The following is a 20,914-nucleotide window of genomic DNA, read 5'->3' as shown; positions in this document are numbered from 1 at the left end:
ACGACGTCTCAGAGGAGACCCATGTCCCGCCGCCGTACCGTCCTGTCCGCGAGCGCCCTGGCCGTCCTCGTGCTGCCCTTCGCCACGGGGTGCGTCTCGAACGACGCTCCCGGCTCGACGGCGACGTCCTCGACGGACGCGATCTCGGTGACGTCGACGGCAGACGCCTGCACGGTCTCCGCGTCCCAGGCGCCGTCCGGCACGGTGACCTTCGCGGTCACCAACGCCGGCGACGACGTGACGGAGTTCTACCTCCTCGCCAAGGACGGTCTGCGGGTCGTCGCCGAGGTCGAGAACGTCGGTCCGGGCCTCAGCCGCGACCTGGTCGCCCAGGTCAAGCCGGGCACCTACTACACGGCCTGCAAGCCCGGCATGGTCGGCGACGGCATCCGCTCGACGTTCACCGTGACCGACTCGGGTGCCGCGGTCGGCCCCACGGGCAGCGCCGCCGAGCAGCTGTCCGCCGCCGAGGCGCAGTATGTCGCGTACGTGAAGGACCAGGTCGGCGAGCTCCTCGCCGGCACGCAGGCGTTCGCCGAGGCCTACACCAAGGGTGGCGACCGCGCCGCACGCGATCTGTACGCCGGCACCCGCGCCCACTGGGAGCGCATCGAGCCCGTCGCCGAGTCGTTCGGAGAGCTGGACCCGCTCCTGGACCTGCGCGAGGCGGACGTGGAGGCGGGCGTCCCCTGGAGCGGCTGGCACCTGATCGAGAAGGACCTGTGGCAGCCCGGACCCGACGCCAACGGCGGGGTGGCCTACGTGCCGCTGACCCCGCAGGAGCGCGACGCGGCCGCCGCCGACCTCGTGAAGTACACGCAGGTGCTCGCCGACCAGGTCAACAGTCCCGACTTCACGTTCGAGGCGTTCCAGATCGCCAACGGCGCGAAGGAGCTGCTCGACGAGGTGGCGACCGGAAAGGTCACCGGCGAGGAGGAGATCTGGTCGCACACCGATCTCTGGGACTTCCAGGCCAACGTCGACGGCGCGCGCGTCGCGTACGAGGTCCTCGCCGACGTCGTGCAGGCGCAGGACCCCGACCTGGCCGAGCAGCTGACCGCGCGCTTCACCGAGCTGCAGGGCCTCCTGACGGAGCAGGGCTCGATCGAGTCCGGGTTCACCTCCTACGACAAGCTGTCGGACGCGCAGGTCAAGGCCCTCGCCGCTGCGGTCGACGCGCTCGCCGAGCCGCTCTCACAGCTCACCACCACCGTCACCAGCAGCTGAGGGGCCACGTGTCGGACGAGAGCGGCGCCGAGCCCGCCAACCAGCCCGGACCCTCCCGGATCTCGCGGCGGGGGTTCCTCGGGCTGGGCGGCGGGCTCGCCGTCGGCCTCGCCGCCGCCACCGGGTTCGGCGTCGGTCGCGCGACCGCACCCGAGGTCGCCGCGTCCACCGCGCCGGGCACGTACCCGTTCACGGGCCTCCACCAGGCGGGCATCGTCACGCCGGCGCAGGACCGGCTCTACCTCGCCGCGTTCGACCTGACGACGACGTCCCGCGACGAGCTCGTCGCGTTGCTCCGCACGTGGACGACGATCGCGGCGCGACTCACACAGGGCCTCTCGGCCGGCCCGTACGGTCCCGCGTCCGGTCCCTACGACGCTCCGCCCGACGACACCGGTGAGGCCGCCGACCTGCTCCCCGCGGGCCTGACCCTGACCTTCGGGTTCGGCCGGTCGATGTTCGTCGGGACGCCCTCACCCGACGGCACGCCCGGCGAGGACCGGTTCGGCCTGGCCGACCGGCTCCCCGAGGGGCTCGTGGACCTGCCGCACTTCGCCGCCGACGACCTGGACCCCGCGCGCAGCGACGGCGACCTCATCGTGCAGGCCTGCGCCGACGACCCCCAGATCGCCGTGCACGCGATCCGCAACCTGTCCCGCGCCGCGTTCGGCAGCGCGACGATCCGGTGGACCCAGCTCGGCTACGGGCGGACCTCGTCGACGAGCACCGCCCAGCTCACGCCGCGCAACCTCTTCGGCTTCAAGGACGGCACGGCCAACGTCAAGGCGGAGGAGACCGCCGACCTCGAGGAGCACGTGTGGGTGCCGGCCGAGGAGCTGACGTCGTCGTCGGCATGGCTCGCCGGCGGCTCCTACCTCGTCGCACGCCGCATCCGGATGCGCATCGAGACGTGGGACCGCACCTCGCTCGGGGAGCAGGAGGGCCTGATCGGCCGGACGAAGGGCGCGGGCGCGCCGCTGTCCGGCGGCACCGAGTTCACGGAGCCGGACCTCGCCGCCAAGGGAGGCGACGGCAAGCCGTTGATCCCCCTCGACTCGCACGTCCGCCTGGCGCACCCGAGTCAGAACAAGGGTGCACGGATGCTCCGGCGCGGCTACAACTTCACGGACGGCAACGACAGCCTGGGGCGGCTGGACGCCGGGCTCTTCTTCCTGGCCTTCGTCAAGGACCCGCGGACGCACTACATCCCGATGCAGACGGCGCTGTCCAGCAAGGACGGGCTGATGGAGTACCTCACGCACACGGGGTCCGGCCTCTTCGCGGTCCCGCCGGGACTGCCCGAGGGGTCACTGGTGCTCGGGTCGGACGGCACGCCGGTGACCACCGAGCAGAGCCCCTACATCGGCCAAGCGCTCTTCAGCTGAGCTCGCGCGACGGGCACAGCGGTACTGTGCCGCGCGTGACCACTGAGCAGCCGGCGCGCACCCCGCTCGACGCCGGCACACCCACCCGGGTGTGGCTCGTCGCCCTCCTGACGGTCGTGACCCTCGAGATGGTGCGCGCCAGTGGGCCGCTGCTGGACCGGGCGTTCGCGGTCGGCACGTTCGAGGCGGCGCTGGCCGCGTTCGGGGCCTATGCCGGAGCCGGCCTGGTCGTCGCGCTGGTGCTCGCGATCGGACGCCGCACCACGGGCACCCCCGACGCCCGTACGCTGCTGATCGGGTCGGCGCTCCTCGCCGTGCTGCGGATCCTCATCCAGGGTCTCGACGGGATCGCGCTGAACGTCGTCGGCCTCCTGACCGTCGCCGTGGCGGTCGGTGTGCTCACGCTCGCCGTCGCGTTCGTCGCCGGACGCCCCTCCGGCGGGCGGCAGGCGGCCGTCGGGCTGGTGCTCGGCTGCGGGCTCTCGATCGGCCTGCAGCTGCTCCTGGGCACCTGGGACGCGCTGTGGCAGCCGGGCTGGTCCGGCTGGGTGCTCGCCGTCGTCGTGGGCGGGCTGCTGCTGGCGACGGCCCGTGGCCTCGCGGCGTTCACCACGGCGGACACCGAGCCGACCGGCCGACCACGCCGGCTCTGGGCCCTCGGACCGTTCCTGGCCATCGCCGCGACGATCGTGGCCAATCCCGCGTTCGCCGCCTCCCAGTCGGGCTCGTCGCTGCGCACCGCGGGGATCGTGGTGGTCGCAGGGAACCTGGTCGGCGCCGGCCTCCTGCTCCGGCCGACCCAGTGGTCGGCCCGCTGGCGGGTCGGCGCTGCGGTGCTGGTCGTCGTGGGCGTCGGCTGCGCGCTCTGGCTCACCGGCGTCGGGGCTCTCGTCGCGATCACCGTGCTCGAGATCTGCATCGGTGTGGTGCTCTCCGCGGCGTTCAGCGCGCATCGACCCGCGCCCCGGGGCTTGTCACGGACCGCCGCCGCCGCGCTCGTCGTCGGCGTCCTGACCATCGCTCCCCTGCTGGTCTACATGCTCGACTACGACCTGCCGCTGCCTGTCGACAACGCCTGGGTCCTCGTCGGAACCGCACTCGCCCTCGCCCTGTCGGGCCTGCGCCGCCGGACGCCGCCCGTGGGGACGGCGACGTACACGCCGTCGACGATGTACTCGACCGACCGGCTTCCGCGCAGCATGGCCTCGGTGCGCCTGCTCGTGCTGCCCACGCTCGTCGTGGCGACCATCGGGCTGGTCGCCCTGTCCACCCCGACCGTCCCGGCACGCGCGGGATCGGACACCCTCACGCTCGTCGACTGGAACCTGCACTACGGCGTCTCTCCCCTGACCGGTGTCGACCTCGAAGACATCGCGGCGACGATCGAGGCCCAGCACCCCGATGTCGTGACCCTGCAGGAGGTCGAGCGCGGCTGGATCTTCGGCGGTGGTGCGGACATGGCGACGTGGCTGTCCCGTCGGCTCGGCATGACGATCCACTTCGCGCCCGCCGCGGACCGCCAGTTCGGCAACGCGGTGCTGTCCCGCTCGCACCTGACCCAGGTCGCGATCCACGACCTGCCCTACGGCGCCGGCCCCCAGGACCGCTCGGCGCTGGCGACGACCGTGACCACGGCCTCCGGGGTGCCGTTGCGCGTGACGTCCGTGCACCTGCAGCACCGGGCCTCGAACACGCCGACCCGTCTCGACCAGCTGCACGCGCTGGCGTCGGCTGAACCGGTCGCCCCTCCGGCCGTCCTCGCCGGCGACCTGAACGCGGCACCCGGCTCCCCCGAGATCGCCCTGCTGACCGATGCGGGCTGGACCAGCGCGATCGACGAGGTCGGGGACCCGTCCGCGAAGACGTCGACGAGCCTGGACCCGACGCAACGCATCGACTGGATCTTCGGTCAGGGCGTGACGTTCGAGTCGGCGCACGTCCTGACCGGCCACACGGAGTCGGACCATCTGCCGCTGGTCGCAAGGTTCCGCACCCCCGGCTGACGCGCGCCGGCCGTCGACCTGGCGCATCACCGGAGGCTAGCGACCGCGCGGAGCCCCGAGAACAACGTGAACGACGTTATGGGACGCGTTGGCGTGCACAACGTTGTTCTCGAGGCTCCGGACCGGGACAGCGGCCCGAGCGTCAGTCCTCGATGCGGTGGTGGAGCATGCGCGCGACCTCGGCGATCGTGCCTGAGTACGACGGGTAGACCGTGGACGTCTCGGCGATCTGGTCGGTGGTGATCCGGTACTTGACCGCGAGGGCCAGGGGGAAGATCGACTCGCTCGCCCGCGGGCCGACGATGACCGCACCCAGGACCGTCCCCGTCCCGGCGTGGGCGAAGAGCTTGATGAACCCGTCGCGGACGCCCAGCATCTTGGCGCGGGGGTTGCGGGCCAGCGGCAGCATGCTGACCGAGTACTTGACCCCCTGCTCCTGCATGTGCGCCTCCGAGAACCCGACCGTGGCGATCTCGGGGAGCGTGAAGATGTTCGACGACACGCCCCGCAGCGAGAGCGGCGCGACGGCGTCACCGAGCGCGTGCGCCATCGCCAGCCGCCCCTGCGTCGCGGCGACGGACGCGAGGGGCAGCACACCGGTCACGTCGCCGGCCGCGTACACGCCTCGGACGGTGGTGCGCGAGACCTTGTCCACCTCGATGTGCCCGGACGCCGTCAGCCGGACGCCCGCCTCCTCCAGACCCAGACCGCGCGAGGTCGGGATGGACCCGACCGCGAACAGGACGTGCGACCCCTCCACGACGCGCCCGTCGGCCAGGGTGACCTCGACCCCGTCGGCGGTCCGGACCGCACCGGACGCACGCGACTGCGACATGACGGTCATGCCGCGGGCCTTGAACACGTCCTCGAGCAGCTGTGCGGCATCGGCGTCCTCGCCGGGCAGCACGCGGTCGCGGCTGGACACGAGCACGACCTCGGCGCCGAGCGACGTGTACGCGCCGGCGAACTCGGCGCCGGTGACACCCGACCCGACGACGATCAGCTTCTTGGGCAGCTCGGGCAGGTCGTACAGCTGCGTCCACGTCAGGATGCGCTCGCCGTCCGGCTGGGCCTCGGGGAGCGCCCGCGGGGTGGCGCCCGTCGCGACGAGGACGACGTCCGCGTCGAGCGCCAGGTCGTCGGCCCCCTCGGGGGTGGAAACCAGCACCCGCGACGGCCCGTCGAGACGACCGCGGCCGAGGACGATCCGCACGCCCTCGCGCTCGAGGCGGGCGCGGATGTCCGCGGACTGCGCGGCCGCGAGCGCCTTCACGCGGGTGTTGACGGCTGCCAGGTCGATGCGGTGCCGCAGGAGGTCGAGGGCCGCACCGTCCAGGGCCGTCCCGTCCAGCCGGATCCCGAGCTCGGGGGCGCGGTCGGCGATCGTCATCCACTCGGCGGTCGCGATCAGGGTCTTCGAGGGCACGACGTCGGTCAGGACGGCCGCACCACCGAGGCCCGCCGCCTCGACGACGGTGACGTCCGCGCCGAGTCGTCGGCCGACGAGCGCCGCCTCGTACCCACCTGGTCCGCCACCGACGATGACGACGCGAGGGTTGACGGGCTGCTGCTCCGGGGTGCTCACGGTGATCCATTCTGCCGCCATGTCGCCACCGGGTGGGCGGGCTAGCCTTCGACCATGAGCGACGTCACATCTCTCGACGACCTGGCCGCCGACCCGCTCCAGGTCGCACGGGCCGCCGCGGACTACATCGCACGGGCGACCGGGGTGCCCACCCACGACGTCGCGCTGGTGCTCGGTTCGGGCTGGGGCGGTGCGGCGGACCTCCTGGGCGACACCGTCGCGGAGCTGCCCAGCCACGAGGTGCCGGGGTTCTCGGCGCCGGCGGTGGTCGGGCACGTCGGGACCATCCGCTCGATCCGCCTCGACGGGGCGCCCGGCACACCCGTGAGGCACGCGCTCGTGCTCGGCAGCCGCACGCACCTCTACGAGGGCCGCGGGGTCCGACGAGTCGTGCACGGCGTGCGGACCGCCGCCGCGGCCGGCGCCAAGACCGTGGTGCTCACCAACGGCTGCGGCGGTCTGAACCTCGCGTGGGGGCCGGGCACTCCGGTGCTGATCAGCGACCACGTCAACCTCACAGGGACGTCGCCGCTGGAGGGTGCGACGTTCGTCGACCTCACGAACCTCTACTCGTCGCGACTGCGGGCCATCGCGCGCGAGGTCGACCCGACACTCGACGAGGGCGTCTACGTGCAGTTCCCCGGTCCGCACTACGAGACGCCCGCCGAGGTGAAGATGGCGGGTGTCATCGGCGGCGACCTCGTCGGCATGTCGACCGGCCTGGAGGCCATCGCGGCGCGGTACGCAGGGCTGGAGGTCCTGGGCATCTCGTTGGTGACCAATCTCGCCGCCGGGATCAGCCCGACCCCGCTCTCCCATGCGGAGGTGATCGAGGCGGGCATCGCCGCCGGTCCGCGGATCAGCGCGCTGCTGGCCGAGATCGTCCGGATGCTCTGACAGAGCTCGCGCCCGTGGGCGTGCGGAGTCCTTGGTGAGCGCTCGCTCGCGGGCGTGAGTAGTTTGGCCACATGACCGGCGACGATGCGTGGGCAGACCTCCGGACGCGCGTACAGGCCTGGATCGAGGACGACCCGGATCCGCAGACGGCCGACGAGCTCCGAGGGCTACTGGCACTGGCCGACGCGGAGCGCCCGGACACGGCGGAGCCGGACCCGACGCAGCGGCAGGCGATCGAGGCCCGCCGCGCGGCCCGCGCCGAGCTCGCCGACCGGTTCACCGGCCTGCTCCAGTTCGGCACCGCGGGTCTGCGCGGGCGGCTGGGGGGCGGTCCGCACCGGATGAACCGCGCGGTGGTCATCCGCGCCGCCGCCGGTCTGGCGGACTACCTGCTCGGTGAGCTCGACGGTGTGCACCCACGGCCACGGGTCGTGATCGGGTACGACGCGCGCCACAAGTCGGTGGACTTCGCGCGCGACTCGGCGGCCGTGCTGACGGCGGTCGGCATCGAGGTCCTGGTGCTGCCGCAGAGCCTGCCGACCCCCGTGCTCGCCTTCGCGGTGCGGCACCTGGACGCGGACGCGGGGATCATGGTCACGGCGTCCCACAACCCCCGCGAGGACAACGGCTACAAGGTCTACCTCGGCGGCCGGGTGGTCACCGGCTCCGGCCAGGGCTCGCAGATCGTCCCGCCCGCCGACGCCGCGATCGCCGCGGAGATCGCCCACGTCCCGTCGGTCGCGTCGGTCCCGCGCGCCACCACCGGCTGGACGGTGCTGGGCTCCGACGTGCTCGACGCCTACGTCGACGCCGTCGTCGCCCTCGCGGGCTCCGACGAGGCGAGCCAGGCCGCGGCCGGCCGGCTGAAGATCGTGCTCACGCCGCTGCACGGCGTCGGGGGCGAGGTGGCACAGCGCGTGCTCGCGCGGGCCGGCTTCCGGCACGTCGTCGTCGTGCCGGAGCAGTTCGACCCCGATCCCGAGTTTCCGTCGATCGCCTTCCCCAACCCGGAGGAGCCCGGCGCGATCGACATGGCGGCAGGCCTGGCGAGCGACGAGAACGCCCATCTGGTCATCGCGCTCGACCCGGACGCGGACCGGTGTGCCGTCGCGGTCCAGGACCCGCGGCACCGCAGCCACCGCGGCCCGGACACGGCCAGCGCCGAGGGGTGGCGGATGCTGCACGGCGACGAGACGGGTGCGCTGCTCGGCACCACCATGGTGGCGCGCTGGCTCGCGGCGGACGCCGACCCGGACGCGACGACACCGACGTTCGCCAGCTCGATCGTCTCGTCGCGGCTGCTCGGGAAGATCGCCCAGTCGGCGGGCCTGGGGTACGCGCAGACGCTGACGGGGTTCAAGTGGATCTCGCGGGTCGACCACCTCGCCTTCGGGTACGAGGAAGCGCTCGGCTACTGCGTCGACCCGGCGCACGTGCGCGACAAGGACGGGATCTCCGCGGCGCTGCTCGTGGCCTCCCTCGCGGCCCGCCTGCACGCGGACGGACGGAACCTCCTCGACGCCCTCGACGACATCGCGCGCACGTACGGCCTGCACCTGACCGACCAGGTCTCTGCCCGGTTCGTCGACCAGGCCGAGATCCTGCCGCTGGTGCACTCGGTCAAGCGGACGCCGCCGCGCAGCCTCGGCGGCTCCCCGGTCACCGCGGTGGTGGATCTCGCGGCCGGCACCGAGGACGACCGCGACGGCCTGCCGGCGACCGAGGGACTGCGTCTGCTCACCGAGGACGGCACGCGTGTCGTCGTGCGCCCGAGCGGCACGGAGCCCAAGATCAAGGCCTACCTCGAGGTCATCCAGCCGGTCGGCTCGCACGCGGACGGCAAGGCCCTGGGTCACGCCCGCGACGAGGCCCGCAGGCGCCTGGACGCCGTCGCCGCCGACGTGCGGGTCGCGCTCGGGATCTAGGTGCGCTCGTCGCGCTCGGATGAGCGAAGATCAACGTGTGAGGAACAGCGAGGACCTGTCATGACGGAGATCGTCCACGCGGACCGCGCGCTCGCACTGATCGGCGGCGAGCCGAACGACGCCAACCTGCGTCGCTACCTGCACGGCATCCCTGGGGTCGACGCGGTCGGTCTGCAGCAGCGTGCCGCCGGGCTCGGCACGCGGTCGATCAAGACGACCTCGAAGGCGTGGGCGCTCGACCGGATCATCGGGCTCATCGACCTGACCACCCTCGAGGGCGCCGACACGCCCGGCAAGGTGCGGTCCCTCGTCGCGAAGGCCGTGACGCCCGATCCCGGCGACCTGACCTGCCCCCGGGTCGCCGCGGTCTGCGTCTACGGCGACATGGTGCCCCACGCGGTGCAGGCTCTGGGTGCCGCGCACGGGGAGATCGCCGTCGCGGCGGTCGCCACGGCGTTCCCCAGCGGCCGGGCGTCGCGCTCGATCAAGCTGGAGGACACGGCGGACGCGGTCGCCGCGGGTGCCGACGAGATCGACATGGTCATCGACCGCGGCGCCTTCCTGGCGGGCCGGTACGGGCAGGTCTTCGACGAGATCGCCGCGGTCAAGGAGGCGTGCCGACGCGCCGACGGCACGTACGCCCATCTCAAGGTCATCCTGGAGACGGGCGAGCTGAACACCTACGACAACGTCCGCCGGGCGAGCTGGCTGGGCATCCTGGCCGGCGGCGACTTCATCAAGACGTCGACGGGCAAGGTGTCGCCCGCGGCGACCCTGCCGGTCACGCTCCTGATGCTCGAGGTGGTGCGCGACTGGTACCGCCTGACCGGTCACCAGGTCGGTGTGAAGCCCGCGGGCGGCATCCGCACCTCGAAGGACGCGATCAAGTACCTGGTGACCGTCGCGGAGACTGCGGGCGAGGAGTGGCTGACGCCGCACCTGTTCCGGTTCGGGGCGTCCAGCCTGCTCAACGACGTGCTCCTGCAGCGCCAGAAGGTGGCGACCGGCCACTACTCCGGTCCCGACTACGTGACGATCGACTGAGGCCCCCTGATGACATTCCTCGACTACGCCCCGGCACCCGAGTCCCAGGCGGTCCTCCACCTTCGCGACGAGTACGGGCTGTTCATCGGTGGCGAGTTCCGGGCCGGGGGCGGCACCCCGTTCGCCTCGATCAACCCGGCCACCGAGAAGCAGATCGCGATGATCGCGCACGCGAACGAGGCTGATGTCGACGCCGCTGTGGCCGCCGCCCGGAAGGCGTACACGACGACGTGGTCGAAGCTGTCGGGCAGCGACCGTGGCAAGTACCTGTTCCGGATCGCGCGCCTCCTCCAGGAGCGGGCGCGCGAGCTGGCCGTGGCGGAGAGCTTGGACAACGGCAAGCCGATCAAGGAGAGCCGCGACGTCGACGTGCCGTTGGTCGCCGCCTGGTTCTTCTACTACGCCGGCTGGGCGGACAAGCTCGATCACGTGGGTCTCGGCGCTTCGCCCGCGCCGCGCGGCGTGGCCGCGCAGGTGATCCCGTGGAACTTCCCGCTGCTGATGCTCGCGTGGAAGATCGCGCCCGCGCTCGCCGCCGGCAACACGGTGGTGCTCAAGCCTGCGGAGACCACGTCGCTGACGGCCCTGCTGTTCGCGGAGATCGTGCAGCAGGCCGACCTGCCGCCCGGGGTCGTCAACATCATCACGGGCGCTGGTGACTCCGGCGTCCCGCTGGTGGGGCACCCGGACGTGGACATCGTCGCGTTCACGGGCTCGACGCCGGTCGGGCGCGCGATCGCCAAGAGCACCGCCGGCACGCGCAAGAAGGTCATCCTGGAGCTGGGTGGCAAGGCGGCGAACATCGTGTTCGACGACGCGCCCATCGACCAGGCCATCGAGGGCATCGTCAACGGCATCTTCTTCAACCAGGGGCACGTCTGCTGTGCCGGCAGCCGCCTGCTCGTCCAGGAGTCGGTGCACGACGAGGTGGTGGACCGCCTGAAGGCCCGCCTCTCGACGCTTCGCCTGGGCGACCCGCTCGACAAGAACACCGACATCGGAGCGATCAACAGCGCGGCGCAGCTCGAACGGATCCGCACTCTGAGCGATGTCGGCGAGGCCGAGGGTGCCGAGCGCTGGACCGCGGCGTGCGAGATCCCCGCGAACGGGTTCTGGTTCGCGCCGACGATCTTCGACAACGTCTCGACGAGCCACCGGATCGCTCGCGAGGAGATCTTCGGACCGGTCCTGTCGGTCCTGACGTTCCGCACGCCGGCCGAGGCGATCGCCAAGGCGAACAACACCCCGTACGGACTGTCGGCGGGCATCTGGACCGACAAGGGCAGCCGCATCCTCGCCGTCGCCGACCAGCTGCGCGCCGGCGTGATCTGGGCCAACACGTTCAACAGGTTCGATCCGTCGAGCCCGTTCGGCGGCTACAAGGAGTCCGGCTACGGCCGGGAGGGCGGCCGGCACGGCATCGCCGCGTACCTGCAGGGAGCGACCAAGTGAGCCGCCTCGCTGTCCCCAAGACGTACAAGCTCTACATCGGCGGGGCGTTCCCGCGCAGCGAGTCGGGCCGCACGTACGAGATCACGAGCGCCAAGGGCGCATTCCTGGCCAACGCCGCGAAGGCGTCGCGCAAGGACGCCCGCGACGCGGTCGTGGCTGCCCGCGCGGCGGTGTCCGGCTGGTCGGGTGCGACCGCGTACAACCGCGGGCAGGTGCTCTACCGGATCGCCGAGCTGCTCGAGGGACGCCGTGAGCAGTTCGTCGCGGAGATCGTCGACGTCGAGGGCGCGTCCGCGGCCAAGGCCACGGCGCAGGTCGACGCCGCGATCGACCGGTGGGTCTGGTACGCGGGCTGGGCCGACAAGTACGCGCAGGTGGTCGGGAACGCCAACCCCGTCGCGGGGCCGTACTTCAACATCTCCGTGCCGGAGCCCAGCGGGGTGGTCGCCATCGTCGCGCCACAGGACTCGTCGTTGCTCGGTCTGGTGTCCGTCGTCGCTCCGGCCCTGGTCGCGGGCAACACGGTCGTCGTCGTGGCGTCGCAGCGGCTGCCCCTGTCCGCGATCAGCCTGTCCGAGGTGCTCGCGACCAGCGACGTGCCCAAGGGCGTCGTCAACGTGCTCACCGGCTCCCCGGCAGAGATCACGCCCTGGCTGGCGAGCCACGCCGATGTCAACGGGCTCGACCTGGCCGGCGCGGGTGATCTCGACTGGGTGGACCTGCAGATCGCGGCGGCGGACACCCTCAAGCGCGTGCTCGCGCCCGAGGAGGTCGGGCAGTCGCTCGGCCGCATCACGGCGTTCACCGAGACGAAGACGGTCTGGCACACGAAGGGCCTGATCTAGTCCTCCCGGGCACAGCTCGCCCGTCCCGGCCGCTACGCGCGGTGGCGCCCCGGCCGGGCGGCTGCGGAGTAGGCGGGCAGGATCACGTTCTCGATGAGCGACTGGCGCTCGTCCTGGTGCAGGAACGTGTGCGAGGCCGCCGTGACCGCGACGTCGCGCAGGTCGTCCAGCGTCCAGCCGGCCTGCTCGACCAGCAGCGTCAGCTCCCGGGACAGCGAGGTGCGGGACTGGAGCCGGTTGTCGGTGTTGACGGTGACCGCGAACCCGAGCCGCTTGAGGCGGGTCACGGGGTGCTCGGCGATCGACGGCGCGCCGCCCGTCTGCAGGTTGGACGACGGGCACAGCTCCAGCGGGATGCGCCGGTCGCGCACCCAGTGCGCCAGGAGCCCGAGCTTGTCGCCGAGCTCGTCGGTGGAGATGTCCTCGACGAGCCGCACGCCGTGGCCGATGCGGGCCGCGCCCGCAAGGTGCACGGCCTCGGCCAGGGAGTCGTAGCCCGCGGCTTCACCGGCGTGCACGGTCGCCGGGAAGCTGGCGTCCCGCAGCGTGTGGAACGCGGAGATGTGCCGCGACGGCGGGAAGCCGTCCTCGGCCCCCGCGATGTCGAAGCCGACGACGCCGTTGTCGCGGTTGGCCAGCGTCAGCTCGGCGATCTCGTCCCAGCGGTCGGCGTGCCGCATCGCGGTGACCAGGGTGCCGATGCGGATGGATCGGCCCTCCGCGGCCGCCTCGGCGACCCCCTCGGCGAACCCGGCCTGCACGGCGTCGACCACCTGCTGGAGCGTCAGGCCGTTGCGCAGGTGCTGCTCGGGCGCGTAGCGCTGCTCGGCGTAGACCACCCCGTCTGCCGCGAGGTCGATCGCGGACTCGCGCGCCACGCGACGCAGCTGCTCCTCGGTCTGCATCACCGCGATCGTGTGGTCGAACGTCTCCAGGTACAGCGGCAGCGTGCCGGACGACGCGGCGTCGTAGAACCAGCTGCCGAGCGCCTCGGCGTCCGCGGCGGGCAGCTGGTGGCCGACCTCGGCGGCCAGCTCGACCATCGTCTGCGGGCGCAGGCCACCGTCGAGGTGGTCGTGCAGGAGGACCTTGGGCAGTCCGGGGATCGACGCGACGAGCGCGTCGCGCTCGTCCGCGCGAGCGGCGGTGTCGTCGGTGGGCACGACGGCAGAGGTCTCGGCGGGGGTGCTCATGGCCTCACCGTACCGAACTGTCCGGTTTGGTCACCCCAGGACGTCGTCGTCTTCAGCGACCTCGGTGTCCTGCTCGACCACGTCCGCCTCGTCGGCCCGCCCGTCGAGGTCGGCGCGACCGAACCCCGGCTCGTAGTCCTCGTCGTCCGTGCTGTCCGTGTCGTCGGCGAGACTCAACGGACCGTTCGGGTCCACCGGAACCAGTCCGGCATCCCGCCAGGCGTCACTCCCGGGAACAGTGCTCATAGCGACATCGTGCCCCTGGCTCACCGGACGCGCCCGTCAGGCCTCGATGCGGTCGATGACCAGCGGCCGCACCCCGACGGGAGCGCCGGTCGGGGCGACGACGACGGCACCGGCGAGTGCCTCCCGAGCCCGGGGGAACCGCTCCGGGGTGTCCGTGTGCAGCGTGAGCAGCGGCTGGCCGGCCCGGACGATGTCGCCGGGCCGCGCGTGCAGCTCGACGCCCGCGCCCGCCTGCACGGGGTCCTCCTTGCGTGCCCGCCCCGCACCGAGGCGCCACGCCGCGATGCCGACCGCGTAGGCGTCGAGGACCGTGACGGTCCCGTCGACCTCGGCCAGCACCTGCTCGGTCTCGCGCGCGACGGGCAGGGAAGCGTCCGGGTCCCCGCCCTGCGCGGCGATCATCCGCCGCCAGGCATCCATGGCGCGACCGTCGGCCAGCGCAGCCGCCGGATCACCCGCAACCCCTGCGGCGGCGAGCATCTCGCTCGCCAGCGCCACGGTGAGCTCGACGACGTCGTCGGGACCTCCGCCGGCCAGCACCTCGACGGACTCGCGGACCTCGAGCGCGTTGCCGGCGGTCAGGCCGAGAGGCGTCGACATGTCCGTGAGGAGCGCGACGGTCTTCACGCCCGCGTCCGTGCCGAGCTCGACCATCGTGCGGGCCAGCTCGCGCGCCCTGTCCACGTCCTTCATGAACGCACCCGAGCCGACCTTGACGTCGAGCACGAGCGCGCCCGTGCCCTCGGCGATCTTCTTGCTCATGATCGACGCGGCGATCATCGGGATCGACTCGACGGTGCCCGTGACGTCCCGCAGGGCGTAGAGCTTGCGGTCGGCGGGCGCGAGCCCCGAACCCGCCTGGCAGATCACCGCTCCGACGCCCTCGAGCTGCGTCATCATCTCGTCGTTGCTGAGCGCCGCACGCCAGCCGGGGATCGACTCCAGCTTGTCCAGCGTCCCGCCGGTGTGCCCGAGCCCGCGGCCCGAGAGCTGCGGCACGGCAACTCCGAACACCGCGACCAGGGGCGCGAGCGGCAGCGTGATCTTGTCGCCGACGCCGCCCGTGGAGTGCTTGTCGGCGGTCGGCCGGGACAGCCGGGAGAAGTCCAGCCGCTCGCCGGACGCGATCATCGCAGCGGTCCAGCGGGCGATCTCGACGCGGTCCATCCCGTTGAGCAGGATCGCCATGGTCAGCGCGGACATCTGTTCCTCCGCCACCGCCCCGCGCGTGTACGCGTCGACCACCCAGTCGATCTGCGCATCCGTGAGCCGGTGCCCGTCCCGCTTCGCGACGATGACGTCGACGGCGTCGAAGCTCATGCCCGCTCCTCGAGGTCGGCCGGTCCGAACGCGTCGGGGAGCACCTCGGTCATCGGCCTGACCCCGTGCACGGTCTCGACGAGGAGCCGCGCTCCCCCGTGCTCCCACAGGAGCTGACGGCACCGGCCGCACGGCATCAGGACGTTGCCGTGCTTGTCCACGCACGTGAACGCCACGAGCCGCCCACCACCGGACACGTGCAGACCCGAGACGAGCGCGCACTCCGCACAGAGCGTGACCCCGTACGACGCGTTCTCGACGTTGCAGCCGACCACCACGCGACCGTCGTCGACGAGCGCGGCGGCGCCCACCGGGAAGTCCGAGTACGGCGCGTACGCGCGGTGCATGACGTCGGTGGCTGCGGCACGCAGGGCGTCCCAGTCGATGTCCACCGCTACCCCTTCAGGTACGGCACACCGGCCGCAGCCGGACCGCGCACTCGACCGACGAACCCGGCGACGGCGAAGATCGTCAGCAGGTACGGGAGCATCTGCAGGAACTGGCTCGGCACCGGCGTGCCCAGGACGGACAGGGCGGACACGAGCTTCGTCGCGAAGCCGAACAGGAGCGCCGCACCGAGCGACCCGATCGGCGTCCACCGGCCCAGGATCATCGCGGCCAGGGCGATGTACCCCTTGCCGCCGGACATCTCCGGCCCGAACGCCCCGATGTAGCCGACCGTGAAGAACGCGCCACCGAACCCGGCAGTCGCCGAACCCCACATGACGTTGCGCCACCGCGTGCGGTTGACCTGGATACCGACCGTGTCCGCTGCCTCCGGGTGCTCCCCGACGGCACGGACCCGCAGCCCCCAGCGGGTCCGGAACAGGGCGAGGGTCAGCACGACGACCATGACGTACATGGCGTAGACGATGATCGTCTGCCGGAACAGCACCGGGCCGAGCACGGGGATCTTCGACAGCACCGGAATCGCGATCGGTTGCAGCAGCGGCGGCGTGTTCAGCGTCTCGGCGTTCGGCTTGAGGACGGCCGCGAACAAGAAGCTGGTCAAGCCGACCGCCAGCACGTTGAGCACGACGCCGACGATGATCTGGTTGACCGCGTACTTCACGGTGAACAGAGCGAGCAGCAGACCGAGCAGCCAGCCGGCGACCGGGGCGGCCAGCAGACCGAGGTAGACGCTGTCGGTGACGCTCGCGACGACGGCCGCTGCGAACGCCCCGGCGAGGAGCTGGCCCTCGATCGCGATGTTCACCACGCCCGACCGCTCGCAGAACACCCCGCCGAACGCCCCGAACGCGATCGGGACCGCCAGCAGCAGCGAGCCCTGCAGCAGGTCGACCAGCGACGTGGACTTGCCCTCGATCGCCCAGACGAGGAAGGCGAACACCCACGCCACGCCGTACAGCGCGGTCAGCCACATGGGGGTCTTCCGGAGCCTGGTGGCGAGGAAGTACGAGTACGCCGCGATCCCCAGGCACAGCAGGGACAGCACCAGGCACGTCCCCTTGGTCGGCACCACGAGGTCGGGCAGCTGCACCACGTCGGTCCGGAACGAGAGGTTGAACGTCGAGTCCATGCCCGAGTCCGAGCCGAGGCCGAACGCCAGCAGCGCGATGACGCCCAGCACGCCGAGCGTGATCGGGACACGCAGAGCGGGACGGGCAGACATCACGGGTGCGTCGGCAACCGGTCGGTCCTCGATCACCGTGCTCATGCGGTCGCTCCCTTGAGTTCGGCGTCGGGCGCTGGCAACCGGAAGATCGTGCGGACCAGCGACGGCGCCGCGATGAACAGGACGACGAGCGCCTGCAGGACAAGGACGATGGAGATCGGGGTGCCGGTCACCGCCTCCATGAAACGGCCGCCGGCGCTGAGGCCGCCGTACAGGATCCCGGCGAAGAAGATGCCGAGCGGCTTCGAGCGACCGAGGAGCGCCACCGTGATCGCGTCGAACCCGATCGTGCCGGCGATGCCGTCGGTCAGGTACTTGGACGTCCCCAGCAGCTGCACGGCACCGGCCAGGCCGGCAAGGGCACCGGACGTCAGCATCACGTAGACGGTGATGCGCTGGACCGAGAATCCGGCGGTGCGCGACGCGTTGGGGTTGAACCCGACGGCCCGGTACTGGAACCCGATGCGCGAGCGCGACATGAGCCACCAGACGAACACGGCGGCGAGGATCGCGATGACGAATCCCCACGTGACCCGGTACTGCGACCCGAACAGCAGAGGGAGCTGGGCCTCCGGCCGGACCGTCCGGGACTTCGGCTCGGCCGACCCGGGCACCCGGAACGCCTCGGTGGTCAGGAAGTACGCCAGGAACGAGATGGCGACGTAGTTGAGCATGATCGTGACGATCACCTCGTGAGCGCCGGTCCGCGCCTTCAGCACGCCCGCGATGCCGCCCCAGACCGCACCGGCGAACAGGCCGCCCAGCAGGGCGACGACGCAGGCGATCCCGGCCGGTAGGTGCCACGTGAACCCGATGTAGGCGGACAGGCTCGCGCCCATGATGACCTGACCCTGGCCGCCGATGTTGAACAGGCCGGCCCGGAACGCGACGGCGACACCGAGCGCTGCGATGATCAGCGGCGTCGCGACCGTCATCGTCTCCGTCAGCGGGCGGATGGCCTTGGCGAACGTGTCCGCCTGGTAGTCGAACACCGCCCCGCGGAACAGTGCCGAGTACGCCTCGCTCACGGCCGTCCACGCAGCCTCGAAGGTGTCGAGCGGCGCAGCGAAGAAGTAGTGCGCAGCGGCGGTCACCGCGGGGTTCACGACGGCGATGAGGATGCCGCCGATCACGAGCGCGAGCACGAACGCCAGGACGGTGACCGTCGACCCGCTGGACGAGACGCGGCGCAGCCACGATGCTGCGGCGTCCTCGGTGGGGTCCTTGGGCGGGGGCGCGGCCGGCGGGGCGTCAGCCTGGTCCGGAACCAGCTCGTCCGTCACAGGTCGCCCTCCTCGAGCTTCGTCTCGGTCGTGGGGTTCTCGGCGGCCTGCCGTCGGGCGTCGTCGAGCGGGACGCCGGCCATCATCAGGCCGAGCACGTCGCGCGGGGTGTCGCCCGGCACGACGCCGATGATCTTGCCGCGGTACATCACAGCGATCCGGTCGGCCAGCGCGCTGACCTCGTCGAGCTCGGTGGACACGATGATCACCGGGGTCCCGGTGTCCCGTTCGCTCACGATGCGGCGGTGCAGGAACTCGATGGACCCCACGTCCACGCCGCGCGTCGGCTGGCTCGCTATGAACAGGCGCAGCGGTCGCGACAGCTCGCGAGCGACGACCACCTTCTGCTGGTTCCCGCCGGACAGCCGGCCGGCCGGTTGGCCGGGGCCCTGCGTCCGGATGTCGTACTCCTCGATCCGCTGGGTCGCGTTGGCCTGGACGGCGGCGAGGTCGACGCCGAGGGGGGAACGGAACCGTGGGTCGAAGATCAGGTCGAGGACGAGGTTCTCGGCGACGCTGAAGTCCCCCACCAGACCGTCGTGCGACCGGTCCTCGGGCACGAAGCCGACGCCGTGGTCGAGCACGTCGCGCACCGAGAGCCCGACCAGCTCGGTGCCCTCGAGGAGGATCGACCCGCGCAGGGGCGTCGACAGCCCCACGATCGCCTCGGCGAGCTCGGACTGGCCGTTGCCCTGCACACCGGCGATCGCCAAGATCTCACCGCGCGCCAGGTCGAACGACACCCCGTCGACCACCCGGGTCCCGGCACCGTCCAGCACGAGCAGGTCGCGCACCGACAGCGCCACCGCGCCGGGCTCGGCGGGCGCCTTGTCGAGCTCGAGCATGACGGCGCGGCCGACCATCATCGCGGCCAGCTCTGTCTCGGGGGCCGTGGGTGCGGCGGACCCGACCACGCGTCCTCGACGGATGACCGTGATGACGTCAGCGACGGCGCGCACCTCGCGCAGCTTGTGGGTGATGAAGACGATCGACGTCCCGGCTGCGGCGAGCTGACGCATGATCTCGATCAGCTCGTCGGTCTCCTGCGGCGTCAGCACAGCGGTCGGCTCGTCGAGGATGAGCACTCGTGCGTCGCGAGCCATCGCCTTGATGATCTCGACGCGTTGCTGGACCCCGACCGGCAGGTCCTCGATGCGCGCATCCGGGTCCACGTCGAACCCGAACCGCTCGGAGAGGGTGCGCACCTGGGCGCGGGCCGAGTCCAGGTCCAGGAAGGAGCCCTTCGTCAGCTCGTGCCCGAGCATCACGCTCTCGGCGACCGTGAAGACGGGTACCAGCATGAAGTGCTGGTGCACCATGCCGATCCCGGCGGCCAGCGCGTCGGAGGGTCCCCGGAACCCCACGACCGAACCGTCCACGGCGATCTCGCCCTCGTCGGGCTCGTACAGCCCGAACAGGACGTTCATGAGGGTGGACTTGCCCGCCCCGTTCTCCCCGAGCAGGGCGTGGATCTGCCCCGGCTCGATGACGAGGTCGATGTGGTCGTTGGCCACGAGCGGCCCGAACCGCTTGGTGATGCCACGCAGCTCCAGCAGCACGTGCAGCCCTCCTCAGCGAATGACCTGCTCGAACACTAGAACCCGCAGGTCGTGAACGCGAGCGAGCCGGCCCGGTTCCGTGGCGCCCGGGCCGGCTCGATCGTTGCGTGCCTTACTTCGGCGAGCTCTGCGACTCGACGGTGATCTTCCCGGAGATGATGTCGGCCTTCAGCTGGTCGACCTCGGCCTTCAGGTCGGCGGGGACCGCCGAATCGAGGTCGTGATACGGCGCCAGACCGACACCGCCGTTCTCGAGCGTCCCGACGTAGGGAGCGGCGTCGAACTTGCCCCCTGCTGCGTCGGTGACGGCCGACTCGACTGCCGCGTCGATGAGCTTCATCACCGAGGTGAGGATCACCGACGACGAGTCCGGGTTGACCAGCGCGCCGTCCGAGTCGACCCAGATGACGAGCGTCCCGGGCGTGGCCTTGGCCGTGGTCAGGGCGTCGAGTGCGGCGCCACCGGCGACGGGCAGGATGACGTCCGCGCCCTGGGCGACGAGCGAGTCGGCGTTGGCCTTGCCGGAACCGGGGGCGAACGGCGCCTCCGGGGGGTTGAACAGCCCCTTCTGGGTGCCCTTGTCCCAGCCGAGCAGCTTGACGTCCTTGCCCTTGACCTCGTTGTACTTGGCGACGCCGTCGGCGAAGCCGTCCATGAAGACCGTGACGGTCGGGATGGCCAGACCACCGTAGGTGCCGACCTTGCCGGTCTTCGACGTGCCCGCGGCCAGGTAGCCGGCGAGGTAGGCGGCCTGGGCCGTGTCGAACTGCAGCGGCTTGACGTTCGGCAGCTCGATCGCCTTGCCGTCGGCGTCGGTGGGCAGCGAGTCGACGAGCGCGAAGTCGACATCCGTGTTCGCCGTGGCGGCGTCACCGGTCGCGGTCGACAGCTTGAAGCCGACCGACACGATCATGTTGCAGTCCTGGCTGATCAGGTTGTTGATGTTCGGCGCGTACGCGTCGTCCGTCTTGGACTCTGCCTGCGCCGTCTGGATGCCCTGGTCGGTCTTGACCTTGTTGAGGCCGTTGAGGGCCGACTCGTTGAACGACTTGTCGTTGAAGCCACCCGAGTCCGAGACGATGCAGCCCTTGAAGTCGGAGGCCATGGCCCCGCCCGACGACGAAGGTGAGGACGAGGGCGTGTCCTCGGGGGCACTGCCGCACGCCGCAAGCGCGAGCGCGAGCGCCCCGCCGAGCGCAGCCACTCGAATGATCTTCTTCACGGGCGTCTCCTGAATCTCGTCAGCAAAATCGCGGGCGGGCTCGTCGGCCAGTGGGCCGACGGACACCGCCCCCGCATTGATGCTTCGGACAC

At 71.6% G+C, this 20,914-nt stretch carries 17 protein-coding genes; 8 read left to right on the top strand and 9 right to left on the bottom strand.

From position 1 onward, the window contains the following. The first annotated feature begins 21 nt into the window (after positions 1-21). Genes efeO through I847_RS0119090 form a run of 3 tightly spaced genes read left to right on the top strand, consistent with a single transcriptional unit; the run spans position 22 to position 4,615 of the window. Positions 22-1,227, top strand: coding sequence for an iron uptake system protein EfeO (efeO, locus tag I847_RS0119100; RefSeq protein WP_028050974.1), 1,206 nt, complete (start codon positions 22-24; stop codon positions 1,225-1,227). A gap of 8 nt (positions 1,228-1,235) precedes the next feature. Further along, a complete protein-coding gene (gene efeB, locus I847_RS0119095; RefSeq protein ID WP_028050973.1) occupies positions 1,236-2,612 on the top strand; it encodes an iron uptake transporter deferrochelatase/peroxidase subunit in 1,377 nt (458 codons plus the stop codon). 35 nt (positions 2,613-2,647) lie between these two features. Beyond that, a complete protein-coding gene (locus tag I847_RS0119090; RefSeq protein WP_231384289.1) occupies positions 2,648-4,615 on the top strand; it encodes an endonuclease/exonuclease/phosphatase family protein in 1,968 nt (655 codons plus the stop codon). 142 nt (positions 4,616-4,757) lie between these two features. Here the strand turns inward: I847_RS0119090 and I847_RS0119085 are convergent, their stop codons facing one another. Then, the gene (locus tag I847_RS0119085; RefSeq protein ID WP_051275072.1) at positions 4,758-6,221 is read right to left on the bottom strand and encodes an NAD(P)H-quinone dehydrogenase; all 1,464 of its coding nucleotides are present in this window, start codon (positions 6,219-6,221) and stop codon (positions 4,758-4,760) included. A 33-nt stretch (positions 6,222-6,254) separates the two neighbouring features. On the opposite strand from I847_RS0119085, the gene I847_RS0119080 reads away from it, so the two are divergent. The 5 genes from I847_RS0119080 to I847_RS0119060 all read left to right on the top strand — a co-directional run bounded on the left by I847_RS0119080 (position 6,255) and on the right by I847_RS0119060 (position 12,363). Then, entirely contained in the window at positions 6,255-7,097 is an 843-nt protein-coding gene (locus I847_RS0119080) for a purine-nucleoside phosphorylase (protein ID WP_028050970.1), read from the top strand. Between the two features lie 71 nt (positions 7,098-7,168). Beyond that, positions 7,169-9,022, top strand: a complete 1,854-nt coding sequence (locus I847_RS0119075) for a phospho-sugar mutase (protein WP_028050969.1) — start codon at positions 7,169-7,171, stop codon at positions 9,020-9,022. A 60-nt stretch (positions 9,023-9,082) separates the two neighbouring features. Next, the gene (gene deoC / locus I847_RS0119070) at positions 9,083-10,066 is read left to right on the top strand and encodes a deoxyribose-phosphate aldolase (protein WP_028050968.1); all 984 of its coding nucleotides are present in this window, start codon (positions 9,083-9,085) and stop codon (positions 10,064-10,066) included. 9 nt (positions 10,067-10,075) lie between these two features. Continuing rightward, entirely contained in the window at positions 10,076-11,518 is a 1,443-nt protein-coding gene (locus I847_RS0119065; RefSeq protein ID WP_028050967.1) for an aldehyde dehydrogenase family protein, read from the top strand. Next, positions 11,515-12,363 (top strand): aldehyde dehydrogenase family protein, encoded by an 849-nt coding sequence (locus I847_RS0119060; RefSeq protein WP_028050966.1) that lies wholly within the window; start codon positions 11,515-11,517, stop codon positions 12,361-12,363. Before I847_RS0119065 ends, I847_RS0119060 begins: the two co-directional genes overlap by 4 nt. A 32-nt stretch (positions 12,364-12,395) precedes the next feature. Here the strand turns inward: I847_RS0119060 and I847_RS0119055 are convergent, their stop codons facing one another. From I847_RS0119055 to I847_RS0119020, 8 genes are all read right to left on the bottom strand, one after another. Continuing rightward, positions 12,396-13,556, bottom strand: coding sequence for an adenosine deaminase (locus I847_RS0119055; RefSeq protein WP_028050965.1), 1,161 nt, complete (start codon positions 13,554-13,556; stop codon positions 12,396-12,398). Positions 13,557-13,586: 30 nt separating this feature from the next. Next, positions 13,587-13,802: a hypothetical protein gene (locus I847_RS0119050; RefSeq protein ID WP_028050964.1), complete on the bottom strand. Its 216-nt coding sequence runs from the start codon at positions 13,800-13,802 to the stop codon at positions 13,587-13,589. A gap of 36 nt (positions 13,803-13,838) precedes the next feature. Beyond that, entirely contained in the window at positions 13,839-15,122 is a 1,284-nt protein-coding gene (locus tag I847_RS0119045; RefSeq protein WP_028050963.1) for a thymidine phosphorylase, read from the bottom strand. Next, positions 15,119-15,514: a cytidine deaminase gene (locus I847_RS0119040; RefSeq protein WP_028050962.1), complete on the bottom strand. Its 396-nt coding sequence runs from the start codon at positions 15,512-15,514 to the stop codon at positions 15,119-15,121. The genes I847_RS0119045 and I847_RS0119040 overlap by 4 nt, the downstream gene beginning before the upstream one ends. A gap of 2 nt (positions 15,515-15,516) precedes the next feature. Beyond that, entirely contained in the window at positions 15,517-16,800 is a 1,284-nt protein-coding gene (locus I847_RS0119035; RefSeq protein WP_034610920.1) for an ABC transporter permease, read from the bottom strand. Continuing rightward, entirely contained in the window at positions 16,797-18,041 is a 1,245-nt protein-coding gene (locus tag I847_RS0119030; RefSeq protein ID WP_028050960.1) for an ABC transporter permease, read from the bottom strand. Before I847_RS0119030 ends, I847_RS0119035 begins: the two co-directional genes overlap by 4 nt. Then, on the bottom strand, positions 18,038-19,600 hold the full coding sequence (locus I847_RS24900) for an ABC transporter ATP-binding protein (protein WP_034610917.1): 1,563 nt from the start codon (positions 19,598-19,600) through the stop codon (positions 18,038-18,040). The genes I847_RS0119030 and I847_RS24900 overlap by 4 nt, the downstream gene beginning before the upstream one ends. A 112-nt stretch (positions 19,601-19,712) precedes the next feature. Beyond that, on the bottom strand, positions 19,713-20,822 hold the full coding sequence (locus tag I847_RS0119020) for a BMP family protein (RefSeq protein ID WP_028050959.1): 1,110 nt from the start codon (positions 20,820-20,822) through the stop codon (positions 19,713-19,715). Between the last annotated feature and the right edge of the window lie 92 nt (positions 20,823-20,914).

The organism is Cellulomonas sp. URHD0024 (assembly GCF_000426185.1).
GTDB lineage: Bacteria > Actinomycetota > Actinomycetes > Actinomycetales > Cellulomonadaceae > Cellulomonas.
This window is presented reverse-complemented; position numbering and strand designations above follow the sequence as displayed.

Excerpts from the sequence above, each read along its gene's own strand:
- I847_RS0119075 (WP_028050969.1), top strand. The coding sequence starts at position 7,169 with ATGACCGGCGACGATGCGTGGGCAGACCTCCGGACGCGCGTACAGGCC.
- I847_RS0119085 (WP_051275072.1), bottom strand. The coding sequence starts at position 6,221 with ATGGCGGCAGAATGGATCACCGTGAGCACCCCGGAGCAGCAGCCCGTC.
- I847_RS0119050 (WP_028050964.1), bottom strand. The coding sequence starts at position 13,802 with ATGAGCACTGTTCCCGGGAGTGACGCCTGGCGGGATGCCGGACTGGTT.
- I847_RS0119035 (WP_034610920.1), bottom strand. The coding sequence starts at position 16,800 with ATGAGCACGGTGATCGAGGACCGACCGGTTGCCGACGCACCCGTGATG.
- I847_RS0119080 (WP_028050970.1), top strand. The coding sequence starts at position 6,255 with ATGAGCGACGTCACATCTCTCGACGACCTGGCCGCCGACCCGCTCCAG.
- deoC (WP_028050968.1), top strand. The coding sequence starts at position 9,083 with ATGACGGAGATCGTCCACGCGGACCGCGCGCTCGCACTGATCGGCGGC.
- I847_RS0119065 (WP_028050967.1), top strand. The coding sequence starts at position 10,076 with ATGACATTCCTCGACTACGCCCCGGCACCCGAGTCCCAGGCGGTCCTC.
- efeO (WP_028050974.1), top strand. The coding sequence starts at position 22 with ATGTCCCGCCGCCGTACCGTCCTGTCCGCGAGCGCCCTGGCCGTCCTC.
- I847_RS0119045 (WP_028050963.1), bottom strand. The coding sequence starts at position 15,122 with ATGAGCTTCGACGCCGTCGACGTCATCGTCGCGAAGCGGGACGGGCAC.
- I847_RS0119055 (WP_028050965.1), bottom strand. The coding sequence starts at position 13,556 with ATGAGCACCCCCGCCGAGACCTCTGCCGTCGTGCCCACCGACGACACC.